Annotated in this window: 14 protein-coding genes and 1 tRNA gene; 8 read left to right on the plus strand and 7 right to left on the minus strand. The window is 39.1% G+C overall.

Going from position 1 to position 13,751, the window contains the following annotated elements:
* Position 1 precedes the first annotated feature (1 nt).
* Complete coding sequence (locus Cop2CBH44_RS02005) at positions 2 to 646, plus strand: copper resistance protein NlpE N-terminal domain-containing protein (RefSeq protein ID WP_200755452.1); 645 nt, start codon at positions 2 to 4, stop codon at positions 644 to 646.
* A gap of 307 nt (positions 647 to 953) precedes the next feature.
* Here the strand turns inward: Cop2CBH44_RS02005 and Cop2CBH44_RS02010 are convergent.
* From Cop2CBH44_RS02010 to Cop2CBH44_RS02035, 6 genes are all read right to left on the minus strand, one after another.
* Positions 954 to 1,024: transfer RNA gene (locus tag Cop2CBH44_RS02010), tRNA-Gln, on the minus strand.
* Between the two features lie 79 nt (positions 1,025 to 1,103).
* Positions 1,104 to 1,850: a lysophospholipid acyltransferase family protein gene (locus Cop2CBH44_RS02015; RefSeq protein ID WP_021930686.1), complete on the minus strand. Its 747-nt coding sequence runs from the start codon at positions 1,848 to 1,850 to the stop codon at positions 1,104 to 1,106.
* A gap of 262 nt (positions 1,851 to 2,112) precedes the next feature.
* Positions 2,113 to 2,562 carry a PepSY-like domain-containing protein gene (locus Cop2CBH44_RS02020; RefSeq protein WP_021930685.1) on the minus strand — a complete coding sequence of 150 codons (450 nt, stop codon included), beginning with the start codon at positions 2,560 to 2,562 and terminating at the stop codon, positions 2,113 to 2,115.
* 96 nt (positions 2,563 to 2,658) lie between these two features.
* Positions 2,659 to 3,369, minus strand: a complete 711-nt coding sequence (rprY, locus tag Cop2CBH44_RS02025) for a response regulator transcription factor RprY (protein ID WP_021930684.1) — start codon at positions 3,367 to 3,369, stop codon at positions 2,659 to 2,661.
* 2 nt (positions 3,370 to 3,371) lie between these two features.
* Positions 3,372 to 4,925: a sensor histidine kinase gene (locus tag Cop2CBH44_RS02030; protein ID WP_021930683.1), complete on the minus strand. Its 1,554-nt coding sequence runs from the start codon at positions 4,923 to 4,925 to the stop codon at positions 3,372 to 3,374.
* A 273-nt stretch (positions 4,926 to 5,198) separates the two neighbouring features.
* The gene (locus tag Cop2CBH44_RS02035) at positions 5,199 to 7,355 is read right to left on the minus strand and encodes an elongation factor G2 (protein WP_021930682.1); all 2,157 of its coding nucleotides are present in this window, start codon (positions 7,353 to 7,355) and stop codon (positions 5,199 to 5,201) included.
* 193 nt (positions 7,356 to 7,548) lie between these two features.
* Between Cop2CBH44_RS02035 and hemW the strand changes: the two genes are divergently transcribed.
* A complete protein-coding gene (gene hemW, locus Cop2CBH44_RS02040) occupies positions 7,549 to 8,682 on the plus strand; it encodes a radical SAM family heme chaperone HemW (protein ID WP_021930681.1) in 1,134 nt (377 codons plus the stop codon).
* A gap of 26 nt (positions 8,683 to 8,708) precedes the next feature.
* On the opposite strand, the gene rlmH is transcribed toward hemW, so the two are convergent.
* Complete coding sequence (gene rlmH, locus Cop2CBH44_RS02045; RefSeq protein ID WP_021930680.1) at positions 8,709 to 9,182, minus strand: 23S rRNA (pseudouridine(1915)-N(3))-methyltransferase RlmH; 474 nt, start codon at positions 9,180 to 9,182, stop codon at positions 8,709 to 8,711.
* Positions 9,183 to 9,490: 308 nt separating this feature from the next.
* Here rlmH and Cop2CBH44_RS02050 point away from each other — a divergent pair, with 308 nt between their 5' ends.
* The 6 genes from Cop2CBH44_RS02050 (at position 9,491) to Cop2CBH44_RS02075 (ending at position 13,634) form a co-directional block, all read left to right on the plus strand.
* Entirely contained in the window at positions 9,491 to 9,877 is a 387-nt protein-coding gene (locus Cop2CBH44_RS02050; RefSeq protein ID WP_200755453.1) for a DUF4783 domain-containing protein, read from the plus strand.
* The gene (gene nadC / locus Cop2CBH44_RS02055) at positions 9,877 to 10,716 is read left to right on the plus strand and encodes a carboxylating nicotinate-nucleotide diphosphorylase (RefSeq protein WP_021930677.1); all 840 of its coding nucleotides are present in this window, start codon (positions 9,877 to 9,879) and stop codon (positions 10,714 to 10,716) included. Before Cop2CBH44_RS02050 ends, nadC begins: the two co-directional genes overlap by 1 nt.
* A gap of 11 nt (positions 10,717 to 10,727) precedes the next feature.
* Complete coding sequence (locus Cop2CBH44_RS02060; RefSeq protein WP_200755454.1) at positions 10,728 to 11,384, plus strand: flavin reductase; 657 nt, start codon at positions 10,728 to 10,730, stop codon at positions 11,382 to 11,384.
* A gap of 272 nt (positions 11,385 to 11,656) precedes the next feature.
* Positions 11,657 to 12,493, plus strand: a complete 837-nt coding sequence (locus Cop2CBH44_RS02065; RefSeq protein ID WP_021930675.1) for a patatin-like phospholipase family protein — start codon at positions 11,657 to 11,659, stop codon at positions 12,491 to 12,493.
* A gap of 19 nt (positions 12,494 to 12,512) precedes the next feature.
* Positions 12,513 to 13,067: an AAA family ATPase gene (locus Cop2CBH44_RS02070; RefSeq protein WP_021930674.1), complete on the plus strand. Its 555-nt coding sequence runs from the start codon at positions 12,513 to 12,515 to the stop codon at positions 13,065 to 13,067.
* Between the two features lie 321 nt (positions 13,068 to 13,388).
* Positions 13,389 to 13,634: an RNA-binding regulator gene (locus Cop2CBH44_RS02075; RefSeq protein ID WP_021930673.1), complete on the plus strand. Its 246-nt coding sequence runs from the start codon at positions 13,389 to 13,391 to the stop codon at positions 13,632 to 13,634.
* Positions 13,635 to 13,751 lie beyond the last annotated feature (117 nt).

Genomic DNA, 13,751 nt, shown 5'->3' on the forward strand with positions numbered 1-13,751 from the left:
AATGAAAAAATTTGGAGTTATAGTATGTGCAGTTATAATGACGGCATGTGTGTCTCGGGAAAAGAACGTAAAAGGCATTATTACAGATGCTACGATGAATACAATGACAATTGTATCACAACAGGGAGACACTTTGATGTTTAGTGTATTAAGTGCCGAGAGAGATACCCCCGAAGGTATTTTATTGCAAGACACCGCCATAATTTCTTATATGGGAGAATATCATGCTGGGATGAATGCTGAAAAAATTAAAGTTTTCCCAGCGAAACAACAGGATGACCTTGCTCTAGGAGCAGGGCAAAGTCATACCTATGAAGGTTTGCTGCCGGCAGCTTCAGGACCCGGTATCCGATATTCGTTGACTGTGCGGAGCCGTCAACATAGTGGTGATGGTACGTTTTCCCTTACGATGACCTATATAGAAGCAGAAGATGGCAAGGACCAATCGTTTTCCTATACCGGAAAACGGTTTACACAGCGAGGTATTCCAGGAGATAATGATGCGACAGTGTGGCAGCTGGTAACTGATGACAAAAAAGATATTTTTAATTTCCTCTATGAGGATGAACAGACATTGACTTTATTAAATGACAAGTTCGAAAAAAGTAGCTCCGGCCTAAATTATACACTTAAATTGGTAGACTAAGTTCCGGTATAGTTGTTGTAAGAAATATATTTCTGGCTTTTTTTAAGATAGAAAATACAACACAGCTCAATATGGAGACCACTTTACAGATGCTCTTAAGTAATAGAATACTTAGTCTATTGAAAAGAGGAGAATGCCTGGCGAATGTTAGATATTCCCCTCTCTTCATTTGTAGTAGTTAGAAAAGATGATATAATATCAAGTAGGGGTATGATTTTAATAAAGAAGTTTACATTTGATAAAACAGGATATACAAATAAAAAATCTCTTTAAAACTTTTAAATTTTAAAGAGATTAAACTTTTCTGTTGTCCTGGAAGGATTCGAACCCTCACAAGCGGAACCAGAATCCGATGTGCTACCGTTACACCACAGGACAAGGTCATTTTTCTATTGCGATGCAAAGGTGCAACTTTTTTCTTTTCCTATGAAATTTTCAACTTGTTTTCTGCTTTCAATTAAGATTTTTTTACAATATTTTCAGCTTCGGCAGGTAGGGCAGAAGCGATGGTTTCGTATGATTTTTCCATTAACTCTTGAATATCATGACCTTGTTGTGGATCTGGGTAAATAGCGGGATGTATGGTTAAAATCATTTTTCCCGGTGTGATAAGGTAGGTATTACGAGACATTACAGCGTATGACCCGTCTATAGTTAGGGGAACTACCGGAAGATTGAGGTCTATGGCCAGTTGGTAAGCTCCCTTTTTGAATCGGTGCAATTTGCCGTCCGGAGTTCTTGAGCCCTCAGGAAATACGACAAGAGACATACCGTCTTTCAATGTTTCTTCTGCTTTATGAAGAGTTTCCATAATACTTTTAGGACTGTTGCGATCTACAAAAATATGTCCGGCAGCAGCACACGCCTTTCCTACGAAAGGAATTTTGCGCAGGCTCTTTTTCATCATCCATTTAAAATTATGTCCGAGATAACCGTAAATCAGAAAAATATCGTAAGCCCCTTGGTGATTGGCAACAAAGACATAAGAAGTGTTTTTATTGATGTTTTCTCGTCCGCGAACCTCGACCCGAACCATGGAAAATATACAAAATAACTTCGACCAGATACGCCCGGGAAAATACCCCCATATATTTCCATTACCCAGAAAACAGCCGATGATTGTGGTCAATGCCGTAAGTATAGTAAGTACGAGCAAAATAGGTAAAGCTATGAGCCATTGGTAAAAAAAGAAAAGCACTTTCATAATATCGAATCTAATTTATGCTTGAAATAATAGAATAAAAAACAAATGTTATAATTTCTAAGGCAAAGATAACGATAAAAAACGAAAAGTCCGTATGGTTTATAACATGGAAGAGCTGACGAAATAGACTATAATAAAGAAAAAGCATACTCTCTGTTACAAAAATACGCTTCTTCCTGAATTTCCTTTTGATAATCTATAAAATAAACTTTATTTTTCAAGCAAATAAAGTTTACCTACAAAATTCTTGAATAACCTTATTTTACTTTCGTGAAATTTTGTTCCCCTTGCTGTCGAAATAGACATTATAGTGCCGTGTATTACCCTGTGCATTTTTACCTTTGATACCGACATCATAAGTTATTTTGTTGCCGAATACTTTTTTATTTGCACCTAATATTTTATATCCGGCGTAGTGTTCCCGGATATACTGAGGAATAAGCTTCGGAAGAGTAGAGATGAGTACATCTTCTTTAGAAGCGTGCAGCCTTCCGTCAGGAGTAATTTGCAATTTGTATTTTAATTTGTCGATTTTGAATTTTGCCTCATACAAGTTGTCATCATCCTCGAAGTCCCAATCAATGGACTGGGCTTTGGGATAATGGCTCATTACATAATTTTTTACTTTGGCTGGTACGGCTGTCTCTTTTATACTTCCAGCAAATGTAGGAGTACAGAAGAGATAAGCAATGAAAAGAACGATGTATTTCATATTTTTCTCTGAATTTTTATTTGAAATTATAACACAAAAAATAACCAGATTGTTGTAGAAACAGTCTGGTTATTTAGAATCGTTTTATGAAGTTGATTATTTAGTCTTAGCTTCTATTTCTGGTGCAATAAGTTTATAACCCTTACCATGGATATTGATAATCTCGATAGATGGGTCATCTTTCAGATGTTTGCGCAATTTGGTGATGTATACATCCATGCTGCGGGCATTGAAATAATTGTCATCTATCCATATCGTCTTCAAGGCAAAGTTACGTTCGAGAATTTCATTCACATGAGCACAAAGCAAGCTCAACAATTCTGACTCTTTTGTTGTCAGTTTGGTTGTCTTATCATCGATAGCCAATACTTGTTTTTGAGTATCGAAAGTAAAACGCCCGATTTTGTACATAGTGACTTCTTTCCCTTTTTTGCCTTTTACACGGCGCAGAATAGCTTCAATTCTGAATACCAGTTCTTCCATACTGAAAGGTTTGGTAATATAGTCGTCTGCCCCGATTTTGAATCCTTCGAGAATATCTTCTTTCAGAGATTTTGCAGTTAAGAAAATAATAGGTACTTCGCTGTTTACCGTACGTATTTCCTGAGCTAAAGTAAAACCATCTTTTTTAGGCATCATCACATCAAGGACACATAAATCGTATTTCCCTTTCAAAAATGCTTTGTAACCGCTTTCTCCATCAGAGAAAAGGTCAGCAACATATCCTTTTGCTTGAAGGTATTCTCTCAATAACATGCCAAGATTTTCGTCATCTTCGCATAATAGTATACGCAATCTTTCTTCCATAATCATTTGTTTTTTATTAGAGGTAATGTAATTATAAATTTTGTTCCTACTCCGAGTTCGCTCTCTGCCCGGATAGTACCTTTCAAATCAGTTACGATTTTATGTACATAAGCCAGTCCGAGGCCGAACCCTTTTACATTATGAAGATTTCCGGTAGATACTCGATAAAACTTTTCGAATATTTTCTTTAAATCTTCTTTCTTTATTCCGATTCCGTTATCCTGTATCGATATTTCTACCTTATCTCCTTCGATACGTGTCCGGATAAACAGAGCCAAGGGGACATCTTCACGAGCATATTTTACTGCGTTGTCAAGTAGATTAAATATAACATTGGTAAAGTGCATCTCGTCGACCATCACCATGGCATCTTCTGCTGCCAAGTCAGCATCGATAGTACCGCCAAATTTCTCGACTTTCAATTTGAAAGTACTCATTACACTGGTTACCAAGTCGTTTACATCCACAGCATTGAGTTTCATCATGGTCTTCTGTCGCTCGAACATAGACATTTGTAAAACCTTCTCTACTTGAAATCTCAGCCGCTTCGTTTCGTCGTTTATCACTCCCGATATATGTTGGAACATCTGAGGACTTTTAGCTACGGCCGGGTCCTTCAACATTTGCGCAGCCAAGGATATAGTCGATATCGGAGTTTTAAACTCGTGTGTCATATTATTAATAAAATCATTTTTCATTTCGGTCAGCCTTTTTTGACGGAATGCGGTAACGATTGTAAACAGGAACGTTATCAGCAATATAAAAGTAAAGGCAAACGACGGAATCATAAACCGAATAGAACTGAATATATAATCTTTTTTCGTCGGGAAATAAACTTTTAGATAATTCAACTTATTGGGCGGGTCATTGGGGAACAATATTTGAGTAAAGAGAGCATTCTCCTCTTCTGGACTATACTCTGGTGTATTGTATAGTATTTTCCCGTTTTTATTGACAACCGCATACTGAAAAGGAATGTTCAGTCCGTTATTTTGCAATTCCGATTTCAGGTAATTATCTATCCGTTTCGTATCGATTCTTTCCATAATAGGGCGCGTACTGGCTGTACTCAATATTTTCAAGATAACCTCGTCAAGCAATCCTTTTTGGTACAGATATTGCCCTTTGAGCATTTCCTGCATCCCCTTATATGTATTTGTAATCGAGTTGTAGTCTTTCCCTGTCGTACCGCTTATTTTCGGTTTCATGAGTATCGTACTGGTCTGTTCTCTAAAACTGAAGTTTGATACTGTACCGTCGGGTGATACGATAGAGAAGCCGTGTTGCGAAACTATATCTTTTCCGATGGAACTCCTTCCATGCTCAAAAGAAAGCAGTCTTTTCTGCGTTTCTTCTATATCTTCTGCGAGATATCGTTTGGTCTCATCCTGCTCTATACTTGAGGATACGCCGTACAGACTACGCTTTACTGCTTCTGAAAATTGCTCGTTCCGCATTTTTACCATATTCTCCATATAGCTGATTTGCAGATAGAGCAACCCGATAAATGTCAGAGCCATAATCAATACCAACAACCAAATTGTCGACTTCTTCATATTATTCCATCCTTCTCAATGACTCGATTTTTATTATAATTTAAAAATCTATTTGCCTTTATTATTCTATTGTTACGAATATTTCGAACAATTTTATATTATAAACAGAGATTAATGTCAAATTGTTTAACTAAATAAAAATTTTTTCGAACATTTTTATTTAACACTTCAGTGCAAATTTAACAAACAAATGTTTAAATGCAAAAAGTCATCATGAGAATGATGACTTTTTGAGTTAATTTAACATTTTAGGTGTTTTTATTTACAATCTAACTATTCAGCCGATTGCGTTGCTTCATATTCTTTCAATAGTTTATCTTGCACATCTGACGGTACAAGTTCGTATGAGGCATATTTCATGGTAAATGAGGAGCGGCCTCCGGTGATAGAACTCAACGCTGTAGAGTAGGTAGACATCTCTTTCAAAGGTACCTTAGCTTGTATTTTTTCGAATCCTTTTTCACTCGACATGCCCATGATGATAGCGCGGCGGCCTTGTAAATCACTCATTACATCACCCATTTTGTCGGCAGGAACCAGCACTTCTACATCATATATAGGTTCCAGTATTTTAGGGCCTGCATTTTTAAATGCTTCACTGAAAGCATTTCGGCCGGCCAGACGGAATGAAATTTCGTTCGAATCTACTGGATGCATTTTCCCGTCATATACGCACACGCGTACATCCCGAGCATAGGAACCTGTCAGTGGTCCTTGTTCCATACGGTCCATAAGGCCTTTTTGTATAGCCGGTAAAAAACGGGCGTCAATGGCACCACCCACAATACAGTTTACAAATACCAGTTTTCCGCCCCATTCGAGGTCGATAACCTGAGTGTCCCTGACATTCATGCGGTATTCCTGATTATTGAATTTATACGTATCGGGAGCGGGCATCCCTTCATAATAAGGTTCTATGATAAGATGGACTTCTCCGAATTGCCCGGCACCGCCCGATTGTTTTTTATGACGATAGTCGGCTCGGGCGGGTTTTGTAATGGTCTCACGATAAGGAATGCGAGGTTCTTCGAAATTGACCATCAATTTATCGTTGTTTTCTATTCTCCATTTCAATGTGCGCAGATGGAATTCTCCTTGTCCTGAAACAATGGTCTGCTTCAGCTCTTTTGACTGTTCTATCACCCAAGTAGGATCTTCCTCATGCATGCGGGTAAGTATTTCGCTTAGTTTTTCAGCATCTGCTTCATTCTGTGGCTTTATGGCACGTTGGAATTTAGGGTCGGGATATTTAATAAAATCAAAATAATATTCTATACCTTTACCGTCAAGAGTATTTCCCGTACGTACATCCTTGAGTTTTACTGTAGCACCGATATCCCCGGCCACAAGTTCTTCCACTTTGGTCCTGATTTGTCCACATACGCAAAATATTTGAGACAGTCTCTCTTTACTGCCCCGATTGACATTTAGCAAGTCGTCTCCTTCGCGTACTTTTCCTGACATGACTTTGAAATAAGAGACTTCCCCGATATGCGGCTCCACTGTTGTCTTGAAAAAGAACAAGCTGGTAGGTCCGTTGGAGTCAGGAGCTACTTCATCACCCTCGTTGTTGATAGGCTTAGGCATTTCCGATACGAATGGAACTACATTTCCGAGAAATTCCATCATTCGCCTTACACCCATATCTCGTAACGCACTTACACAGAAGATAGGAAATATGCTGCGTGTGACGAGGCCTTTGCGTATGCCTTCGCGCATTTCGTCTTCAGTAAGAGAACCTTGGTCGAAAAACTTTTCCATGAGGCCTTCATCATTTTCGGCTGCAGCTTCTACCAGCTGCTGATGCAATTCGGCCGCCTTTTCTTTTTCGCTGTCTGGAATATCTAATATTTCAGGCTCACCGCCTTCAGGTTTCCATCGGTACATTTTCATTTTCAGTACGTCTATCATGGCATTGAAAGACGGACCGCAACTTATAGGATATTGTACTCGTACTATTTTGTTTCCGAATGTTTCACGCATTTGTTCGATGACACTGTCATAATCGGCTTTCTCTCCGTCGAGCTGGTTCATGGCAAACAATACGGGTTTGTTCAATTTTTCGGTATAGCGAAATATGTTCTGTGTACCTACTTCGACACCATATTGAGAGTCGATAACGATGACTCCGGTGTCGGTTACATTCAGAGCTGTGATAGCCCCCCCGATAAAATCATCGGCCCCCGGACAGTCGATTACATTGAGCTTTTTACCCAAAAATTCGGCATAAAAAACGGTGGAAAACACTGAATATCCATATTCACGTTCCACCGGAAAATAATCCGATACGGTGTTTTGTCCATCTACGGTACCTCTACGTTTTATCACACCACACTCGTAGAGCATGGCTTCTGCGAGAGTGGTTTTTCCGGAGCCTTTACTGCCTAATAAGGCAATGTTTTTAATTTCATTCGATTGATATACTTTCATATTTCAAATGATTTAAGGTGAAACATTCGGTAATCTTTATCCTTGTTAAAAAGAAATAAAGCGTTCGCAAATTATAAATTAATATCGACAAAAACAATGAGAGGCAATATGTTAGAAAACAGTAAAAAATCAATATTTAACATTTCTTTTTTTCAGGGGACATACTTATATATCTTATCTTTGTCATCTGATTATGGCAGGCATTTATATACATATTCCTTTTTGTAAGAAAAGATGTATCTATTGCGATTTCTTTTCCGATATACGCATGCATTTACGGAAAGATTATGTCGATGCACTTTGTCGCGAGTTGGAGATGCGGTATGCAGAATTGGAAAATGCACCCGTACATACTATATATATAGGAGGAGGCACTCCGTCTCAATTATCGGGAGAAGAGCTTGCCCGGATTTTTGATGCCTTGTCATTACACTTGCCTCTATCTGCTTGTAAAGAAATTACGTTAGAAGCCAATCCTGACGATTTGAGTGCTGATTATATTACCATGTTGAAGCATACCCCGATAAACCGGATAAGTATGGGAATACAAAGTTTTGACGATGACGATCTGCTCTTCTTAAATCGTCGTCATACGGCAGCACAAGCAGAAGAAGCATTTGTCCGGTGTCGTGAAGCAGGATTCGGAAATATCAGTATCGATTTGATATACGGATTGCCCGGGCAGACAATACAAGGGTGGCAGTCCAATCTGGGACGGGCTATAGCCTTAAGGCCTGCACACATTTCTGCATACAGTCTTATATATGAAGAAGGAACAGCCTTATTCCGTATGCTCGAATCGGGAAAAGTTTCAGAATGCGACGATGAATTGTCTCTCGATATGTTCGACTGTTTGATAGATACATTGGAGGCTGCCGGATATGAACACTATGAAATCTCGAATTTTGCTTTGCCGGGTATGTATTCGCAGCACAATACGTCTTATTGGCTCGATGTGCCGTATCTGGGATTAGGCCCGTCGGCCCATAGCTATGACGGCAAATGCCGTCGTTGGAATGTAAGAGACATATCCAGGTATATAAATAAAATCTCTCACGGTTTCAATGCCTATGAAACGGAAATATTGGATACAAACAGCCGTTATAATGATATGATATTGACTTCATTGCGTACGATGTGGGGACTCAGCCTCAGCCGTATAGAAGAAAACTTTGGCCGTGATATGAGACAATATTGCCAGGCTTTGGCAAGACCGTATATAGATACCGGCAAATTGGTTTTGTCAGGTGATAATCTTAAACTTACCCGTTCGGGACTGTTTGTCTCCGACAGTATTATGTCCGACCTTATGAAGGTAGAAGACTGATAACCATCTATCCCGTAAAATACAGATTACTCGTGATGATAAGGTTCGTTATTGAGTATAGTCATGGCGCGGTATAGCTGTTCGATAAATATCATGCGTATCATCTGATGCGAAAAAGTCATCTTGGAAAGCGATATTTTTTCTTGTGCGGTCGAATATATCCGTTGGGAAAAACCGTAAGGCCCACCTATAATGAAAACCAGCCGTTTAGGTACAGTATGCATTTTATGCTCTATATATTCCGAAAATTTGAGAGAAGAATATTCCTTGCCTCGCTCATCAAGCAGCACGATATAATCACCCGGAGACAGGCATTTGAGTATCATGTCAGCCTCCTTTTCTTTCTGTTGGTCAAAACTCAAGTTTTTGGCATTCTTCAATTCAGGAATCACTTCTATGTCAAATGTTATATAATGTTTGAGTCGGCGACAGTACTCGTCGATTGCATCCGAAATATAAGCGGCTGTGGTTTTGCCCACTACTAAGAGGTGTATTTTCATTGCGATTGATTCTTTTTTATCACTTTTTTATTTACATTTGCATCGGATACGATGATTCCGCTATCCGTAGGTCGTATTTATAGGCAAAGGTAATAAAAACCTCAGAAAGAATATATAAACTGTGAGACGATGAGTGCTTGGTTGAGGATAAGAGTCTGTCTAAATTTTGTACGGACGTTTTTTGAAAGTAGTTTTAGAGAAGTCGGGATATATAGTCTTTTTATTGGAAAATTTGGACAAGCTCTAAGATGGGACAGAGAAAAATATCCGGTGGGGTTGACATGAAGTGTACACTAAAACCTGAAAATATGAAATCGAAAATTATGGCTGTTACATGGATGTTTTTACTCCTGGCAACAGTGGCCTATTCGCAAGATGTGGTTCAGGAAACTTCAAATGCTTTCCGTACAGGTGATACCGCCAAGCTGGTACAGGTAATGAGCGATAAGGTCCAGATTATTTTAAACGGACAGCAGCAGCAGTTGGCCAAAGATGCGGCCGGTAAGAAATTATCCGATTTTTTCTCCCGGAATAAGCCAGCCTCTTTTTCTGTCATCCATCAAAGTCAGAAAGGAACGTCAGGATATATGATAGGCCAGTTGAAGACACAGTCTGGAGATTTCAGAGTACATTGTCTCATTGCCTCGAATGCAAATAAAAATAAGATAACACAAATAAGAATAGAAAAATTGTAATGGATAAGTTGATAGATGACCTTATAAAATTGGCTTTTGCTGAAGATATAGGTGACGGTGACCACACAACATTATGCTGCATCCCTGCCGACGAGGTGGGAAAGTCTAAGTTGTTGATAAAAGAAGCAGGAGTATTGGCGGGAGTAGACATGGCTCGCCGTATATTTAGAGCTTTTGACCCTGAATTGAAAATGACCGTATATATTGAAGACGGGGCAGAAGTAAAACCGGGCGACATAGCCTTTGTTGTTGAAGGAAAAGTGCAGTCTTTACTGCAAACAGAACGGCTTATGTTGAACGTAATGCAAAGAATGAGCGGGATAGCAACCGTAACCCGCAAATATGTAAAACGGCTCGAAGGTCTGCATACTCGGGTACTGGATACCCGTAAGACGACTCCAGGATTGCGGATGTTGGAGAAAGCTGCCGTAAAAATCGGAGGAGGAGTAAATCACCGCATAGGACTTTTCGATATGATTTTACTGAAAGATAATCATATCGATTTTGCTGGAGGGATAGAAAATGCCATAACCCGGGCACATGAGTACTTGAAAGAAAAAGGCAAAAATCTGAAAATCGAAATCGAAGTACGCAATATGGATGAGCTCGAAGAAGTTATGCGAGTAGGAGGGGTAGATCGTATAATGTTCGACAATTTTACGCCCGAACTCACTCGTAAAGCTGTAGAGCGTATTGGTGGGAAATATGAGACCGAGTCATCGGGAGGTATCACTTTCGACACATTGCGTGAATATGCTGAGTGTGGAGTCGACTTCATATCGGTCGGAGCATTGACTCATTCCGTCAAAGGATTAGATATGAGTTTCAAAGCTTGTTAATAGGAAAAAATATGGACAAGACGGTTTTACGCAATCTATCATATGGAATGTATGTCTTGGGAGCATGTGACGACGGTCGTCCGGTAGGATGTATTATAAATACATGTATTCAAGTTACAAGCATAGACCCGGTAGTTGCCATATCAGTGAATAAAGACAATTACACATACGAGGTGATTCGTAGGACGGGCAAATTTACCATCTCTATTATACCGGAAGACGTAGACCCCTTGATAATACCCGTATTTGGTTTCCAATGCAGTAAGGAAAAAGACAAATATAAAGATTTCAGTTATGAAATAAGTTGCGGAGTCCCTTTGTTGAAGAGCAAGTTTGCAGGACAATTGATATGTGAAGTTACAGGTATGACCGATTGTGGTACGCATTGTGTGATATTAGGAAAAGTAACCGATACACGTCGGGGAGAAGGAACACCGATGACGTATGATTATTATCATAAAGTAATAAAAGGAAACGCTCCGAAAAATGCACCAACATATCAAGGAGATATTGAGCCGCAAAAGGAGAAACCGGTGATCGGCGATACGGCAAGCCGGTACGTATGTTCGGTTTGTGGATATGTATACGATGGAGACATAAATAAAGAACCCGATGACTTCCATTGTCCAGTATGTGGGGTAGATAAGACGATGTTCAATCCTGCATGACAAATAAGAGCAGACGGATAAAGAAAGACAAGAAGGGATGTTGGGTAATGTACGGCATCCCTTTTTTGTAATAAGTAGCCTGTCTAACTTTTGCTCAAGTCAGGTTTGAGAGTTTCTTTTAAGGATGTTTTTCTGTTTATATGAGAAGAATAGTGGACCATCAGACGGGCGAAAACAGGAAAATATCCTGATAATATTTTCTTATTGAAAAAGTTTGATTGGCTCTAAAGAACGGTAAATCTTGTTTTGAAAATATTGGAAAAATATATGCTATGGTGACGAATGTTGAAAATATGGGCTTGGTTCTCGAAGGAGGAGGCATGAGGGGCATATTTACATGTGGAGTGCTCGACTATTTTATGGAACATAATATATGGTTCCCGTACGTAATCGGAGTTTCGGCTGGAGCCTGCAATGGACTCTCTTACGTATCCCGGCAGAAGGGCCGGGCTCGCCGGAGTAATATAGACATACTTGAAGAGTTCCGGTACGTAGGATTGAAATACATGTTTTCCCAGCGCAATATCATGGATTTCAAGTTACTGTTCGATGATTTGCCCAATCGCATTTTGCCCTATGATTACGCCACTTATTTTCATTCTTCTACCCGGTTTGTCATGGTTACCAGCAATTGCCTTACCGGTGAAGCCGAATATATGGAAGAAAAATCGTCGCCCCAAAGATTGCTTGATATTTGCCGGGCTTCCAGTAGCTTACCTTTTGTGTGCCCTGTGACTTGGGTCGACGATATCCCCATGCTCGATGGCGGCATTTGTGATTCGATACCGGTAAAAAGGGCAATAGAAGAAGGTTTTTCCCGAAACGTATTGGTGCTTACCCGTAATAAGGGATACAGGAAAGACGAAAAAGAAATAAAAGTTCCCCCTTTCTTTTATCGTAAATACCCTTTAATCAGAAAAAGCCTTGCAATGAGAAATAAGAAATATAATGAAACGATGGATATGATAGACCGTATGGAGGATGAAGGAACGGCTATTGTCATTCGCCCGGAACAGCCCATGCAGGTCGGCCGTATCGAAAAAGATATTTATAAACTCAAGGACTTATATGAAGAAGGAGTTGCTTGTGCCCGTAAATTTTTCTCATAATACTAATTAATAATTATATATGCAGAAGTCCAATTTTTATGTCTTAACCGGGGGGCCCGGTTCAGGTAAGACCAGTGTGTTGCAGGAGTTGGAAAGACGAGGATACATTTGTATTCCCGAAGTAGCCCGGCCTATCATTAAAGAACAGATATCAATAAATGGGAATGCCTTGCCTTGGAAAAACCGAGAAAAGTATTCCGAACTGATGCTTCAACATTCGGTTCGTGATTTTATACAATATCAAAATGAAAACAATATCTGCTTTTTTGACCGAGGCATTCCCGATACCTATGGATATTGTTTATTGACCCATCAGCCTGTTTCAGATGTTTTGATGAATGCAGTGAAGTCGTACCGTTATAATCCGCAAATATTCATCTTCCCATTTTGGAAAGAGATATACGAGACCGATTCAGAACGAAAACAAGATACGAGAGAGGCTGAAGAGACTTTTTATCAATTGAAATCGGCCTATGAGTCATTAGGCTATCAGACTTGTATACTTCCGCAAATACCGGTAAACCAAAGAACCGACTTTATACTGGAACAAGTAAGGCATCCATTCTCTTTTTGAAGGAAAATAGGAAGAAAGGGGGTGATTCCTTATGGCCAGAAGTTTTCTGTACTGACTCCCGATAAATTGAACTTATTTGTTAAAATATACGCATATAGTATAAATATTGGGGTCTTTGAGAAAATAATTGCATATATGGATGGCAGAATCAAAATTAATGCTTTCCTTTACACTCACAAACAAAATGAGTTTATTTTGTTCTATTATCAACTTTGTTGTTTTCTTGATAATCATTTATTGAGTTCTCCCCATTGTCATAACAGACCTTCCTAAACTTTTATTGTTTCAAATTTATTTATTATTTATTTTATATTTTTTTGTATGAATATTTACATTGGTAACCTTAACTATGGTGTTAAGGAATCGGATTTACAACAAGTTATGGAAGATTATGGTACGGTAATATCAACTAAATTGATTATCGACCGTATGACAAATCGTTCTAAAGGTTTCGCTTTCGTTGAAATGGAAAACGATGACGAAGCTCGTAATGCTATCAAGGAATTGAACGGTGCAGAATATGCAGGTCGTCCTATGGTAGTGAAAGAAGCTCTTCCTCGCAATTGATTTTGAAGGGTAGTGATAAAGATTTTTGCTTATCACTGCGAGCTCTTTACCAAATAAGACATGAGAGGTAAATCACAATAGAGCAGGTATATCCTTTTAGGGTGTACCTGTTTTTTA

Origin of the sequence: Coprobacter secundus subsp. similis (assembly GCF_015097275.1) — a bacterium.
GTDB lineage: Bacteria > Bacteroidota > Bacteroidia > Bacteroidales > Coprobacteraceae > Coprobacter > Coprobacter secundus.

Coding starts and splice junctions, on each gene's coding strand:
- Cop2CBH44_RS02020 (WP_021930685.1), bottom strand. CDS start 2,562: ATGAAATACATCGTTCTTTTCATTGCTTATCTCTTCTGTACTCCTACA.
- Cop2CBH44_RS02065 (WP_021930675.1), top strand. CDS start 11,657: ATGGTGACGAATGTTGAAAATATGGGCTTGGTTCTCGAAGGAGGAGGC.
- nadC (WP_021930677.1), top strand. CDS start 9,877: ATGGATAAGTTGATAGATGACCTTATAAAATTGGCTTTTGCTGAAGAT.
- Cop2CBH44_RS02035 (WP_021930682.1), bottom strand. CDS start 7,355: ATGAAAGTATATCAATCGAATGAAATTAAAAACATTGCCTTATTAGGC.
- rlmH (WP_021930680.1), bottom strand. CDS start 9,182: ATGAAAATACACCTCTTAGTAGTGGGCAAAACCACAGCCGCTTATATT.
- Cop2CBH44_RS02075 (WP_021930673.1), top strand. CDS start 13,389: ATGAATATTTACATTGGTAACCTTAACTATGGTGTTAAGGAATCGGAT.
- hemW (WP_021930681.1), top strand. CDS start 7,549: ATGGCAGGCATTTATATACATATTCCTTTTTGTAAGAAAAGATGTATC.
- Cop2CBH44_RS02070 (WP_021930674.1), top strand. CDS start 12,513: ATGCAGAAGTCCAATTTTTATGTCTTAACCGGGGGGCCCGGTTCAGGT.
- Cop2CBH44_RS02050 (WP_200755453.1), top strand. CDS start 9,491: ATGAAATCGAAAATTATGGCTGTTACATGGATGTTTTTACTCCTGGCA.
- Cop2CBH44_RS02060 (WP_200755454.1), top strand. CDS start 10,728: ATGGACAAGACGGTTTTACGCAATCTATCATATGGAATGTATGTCTTG.
- Cop2CBH44_RS02030 (WP_021930683.1), bottom strand. CDS start 4,925: ATGAAGAAGTCGACAATTTGGTTGTTGGTATTGATTATGGCTCTGACA.
- Cop2CBH44_RS02005 (WP_200755452.1), top strand. CDS start 2: ATGAAAAAATTTGGAGTTATAGTATGTGCAGTTATAATGACGGCATGT.
- rprY (WP_021930684.1), bottom strand. CDS start 3,369: ATGGAAGAAAGATTGCGTATACTATTATGCGAAGATGACGAAAATCTT.
- Cop2CBH44_RS02015 (WP_021930686.1), bottom strand. CDS start 1,850: ATGAAAGTGCTTTTCTTTTTTTACCAATGGCTCATAGCTTTACCTATT.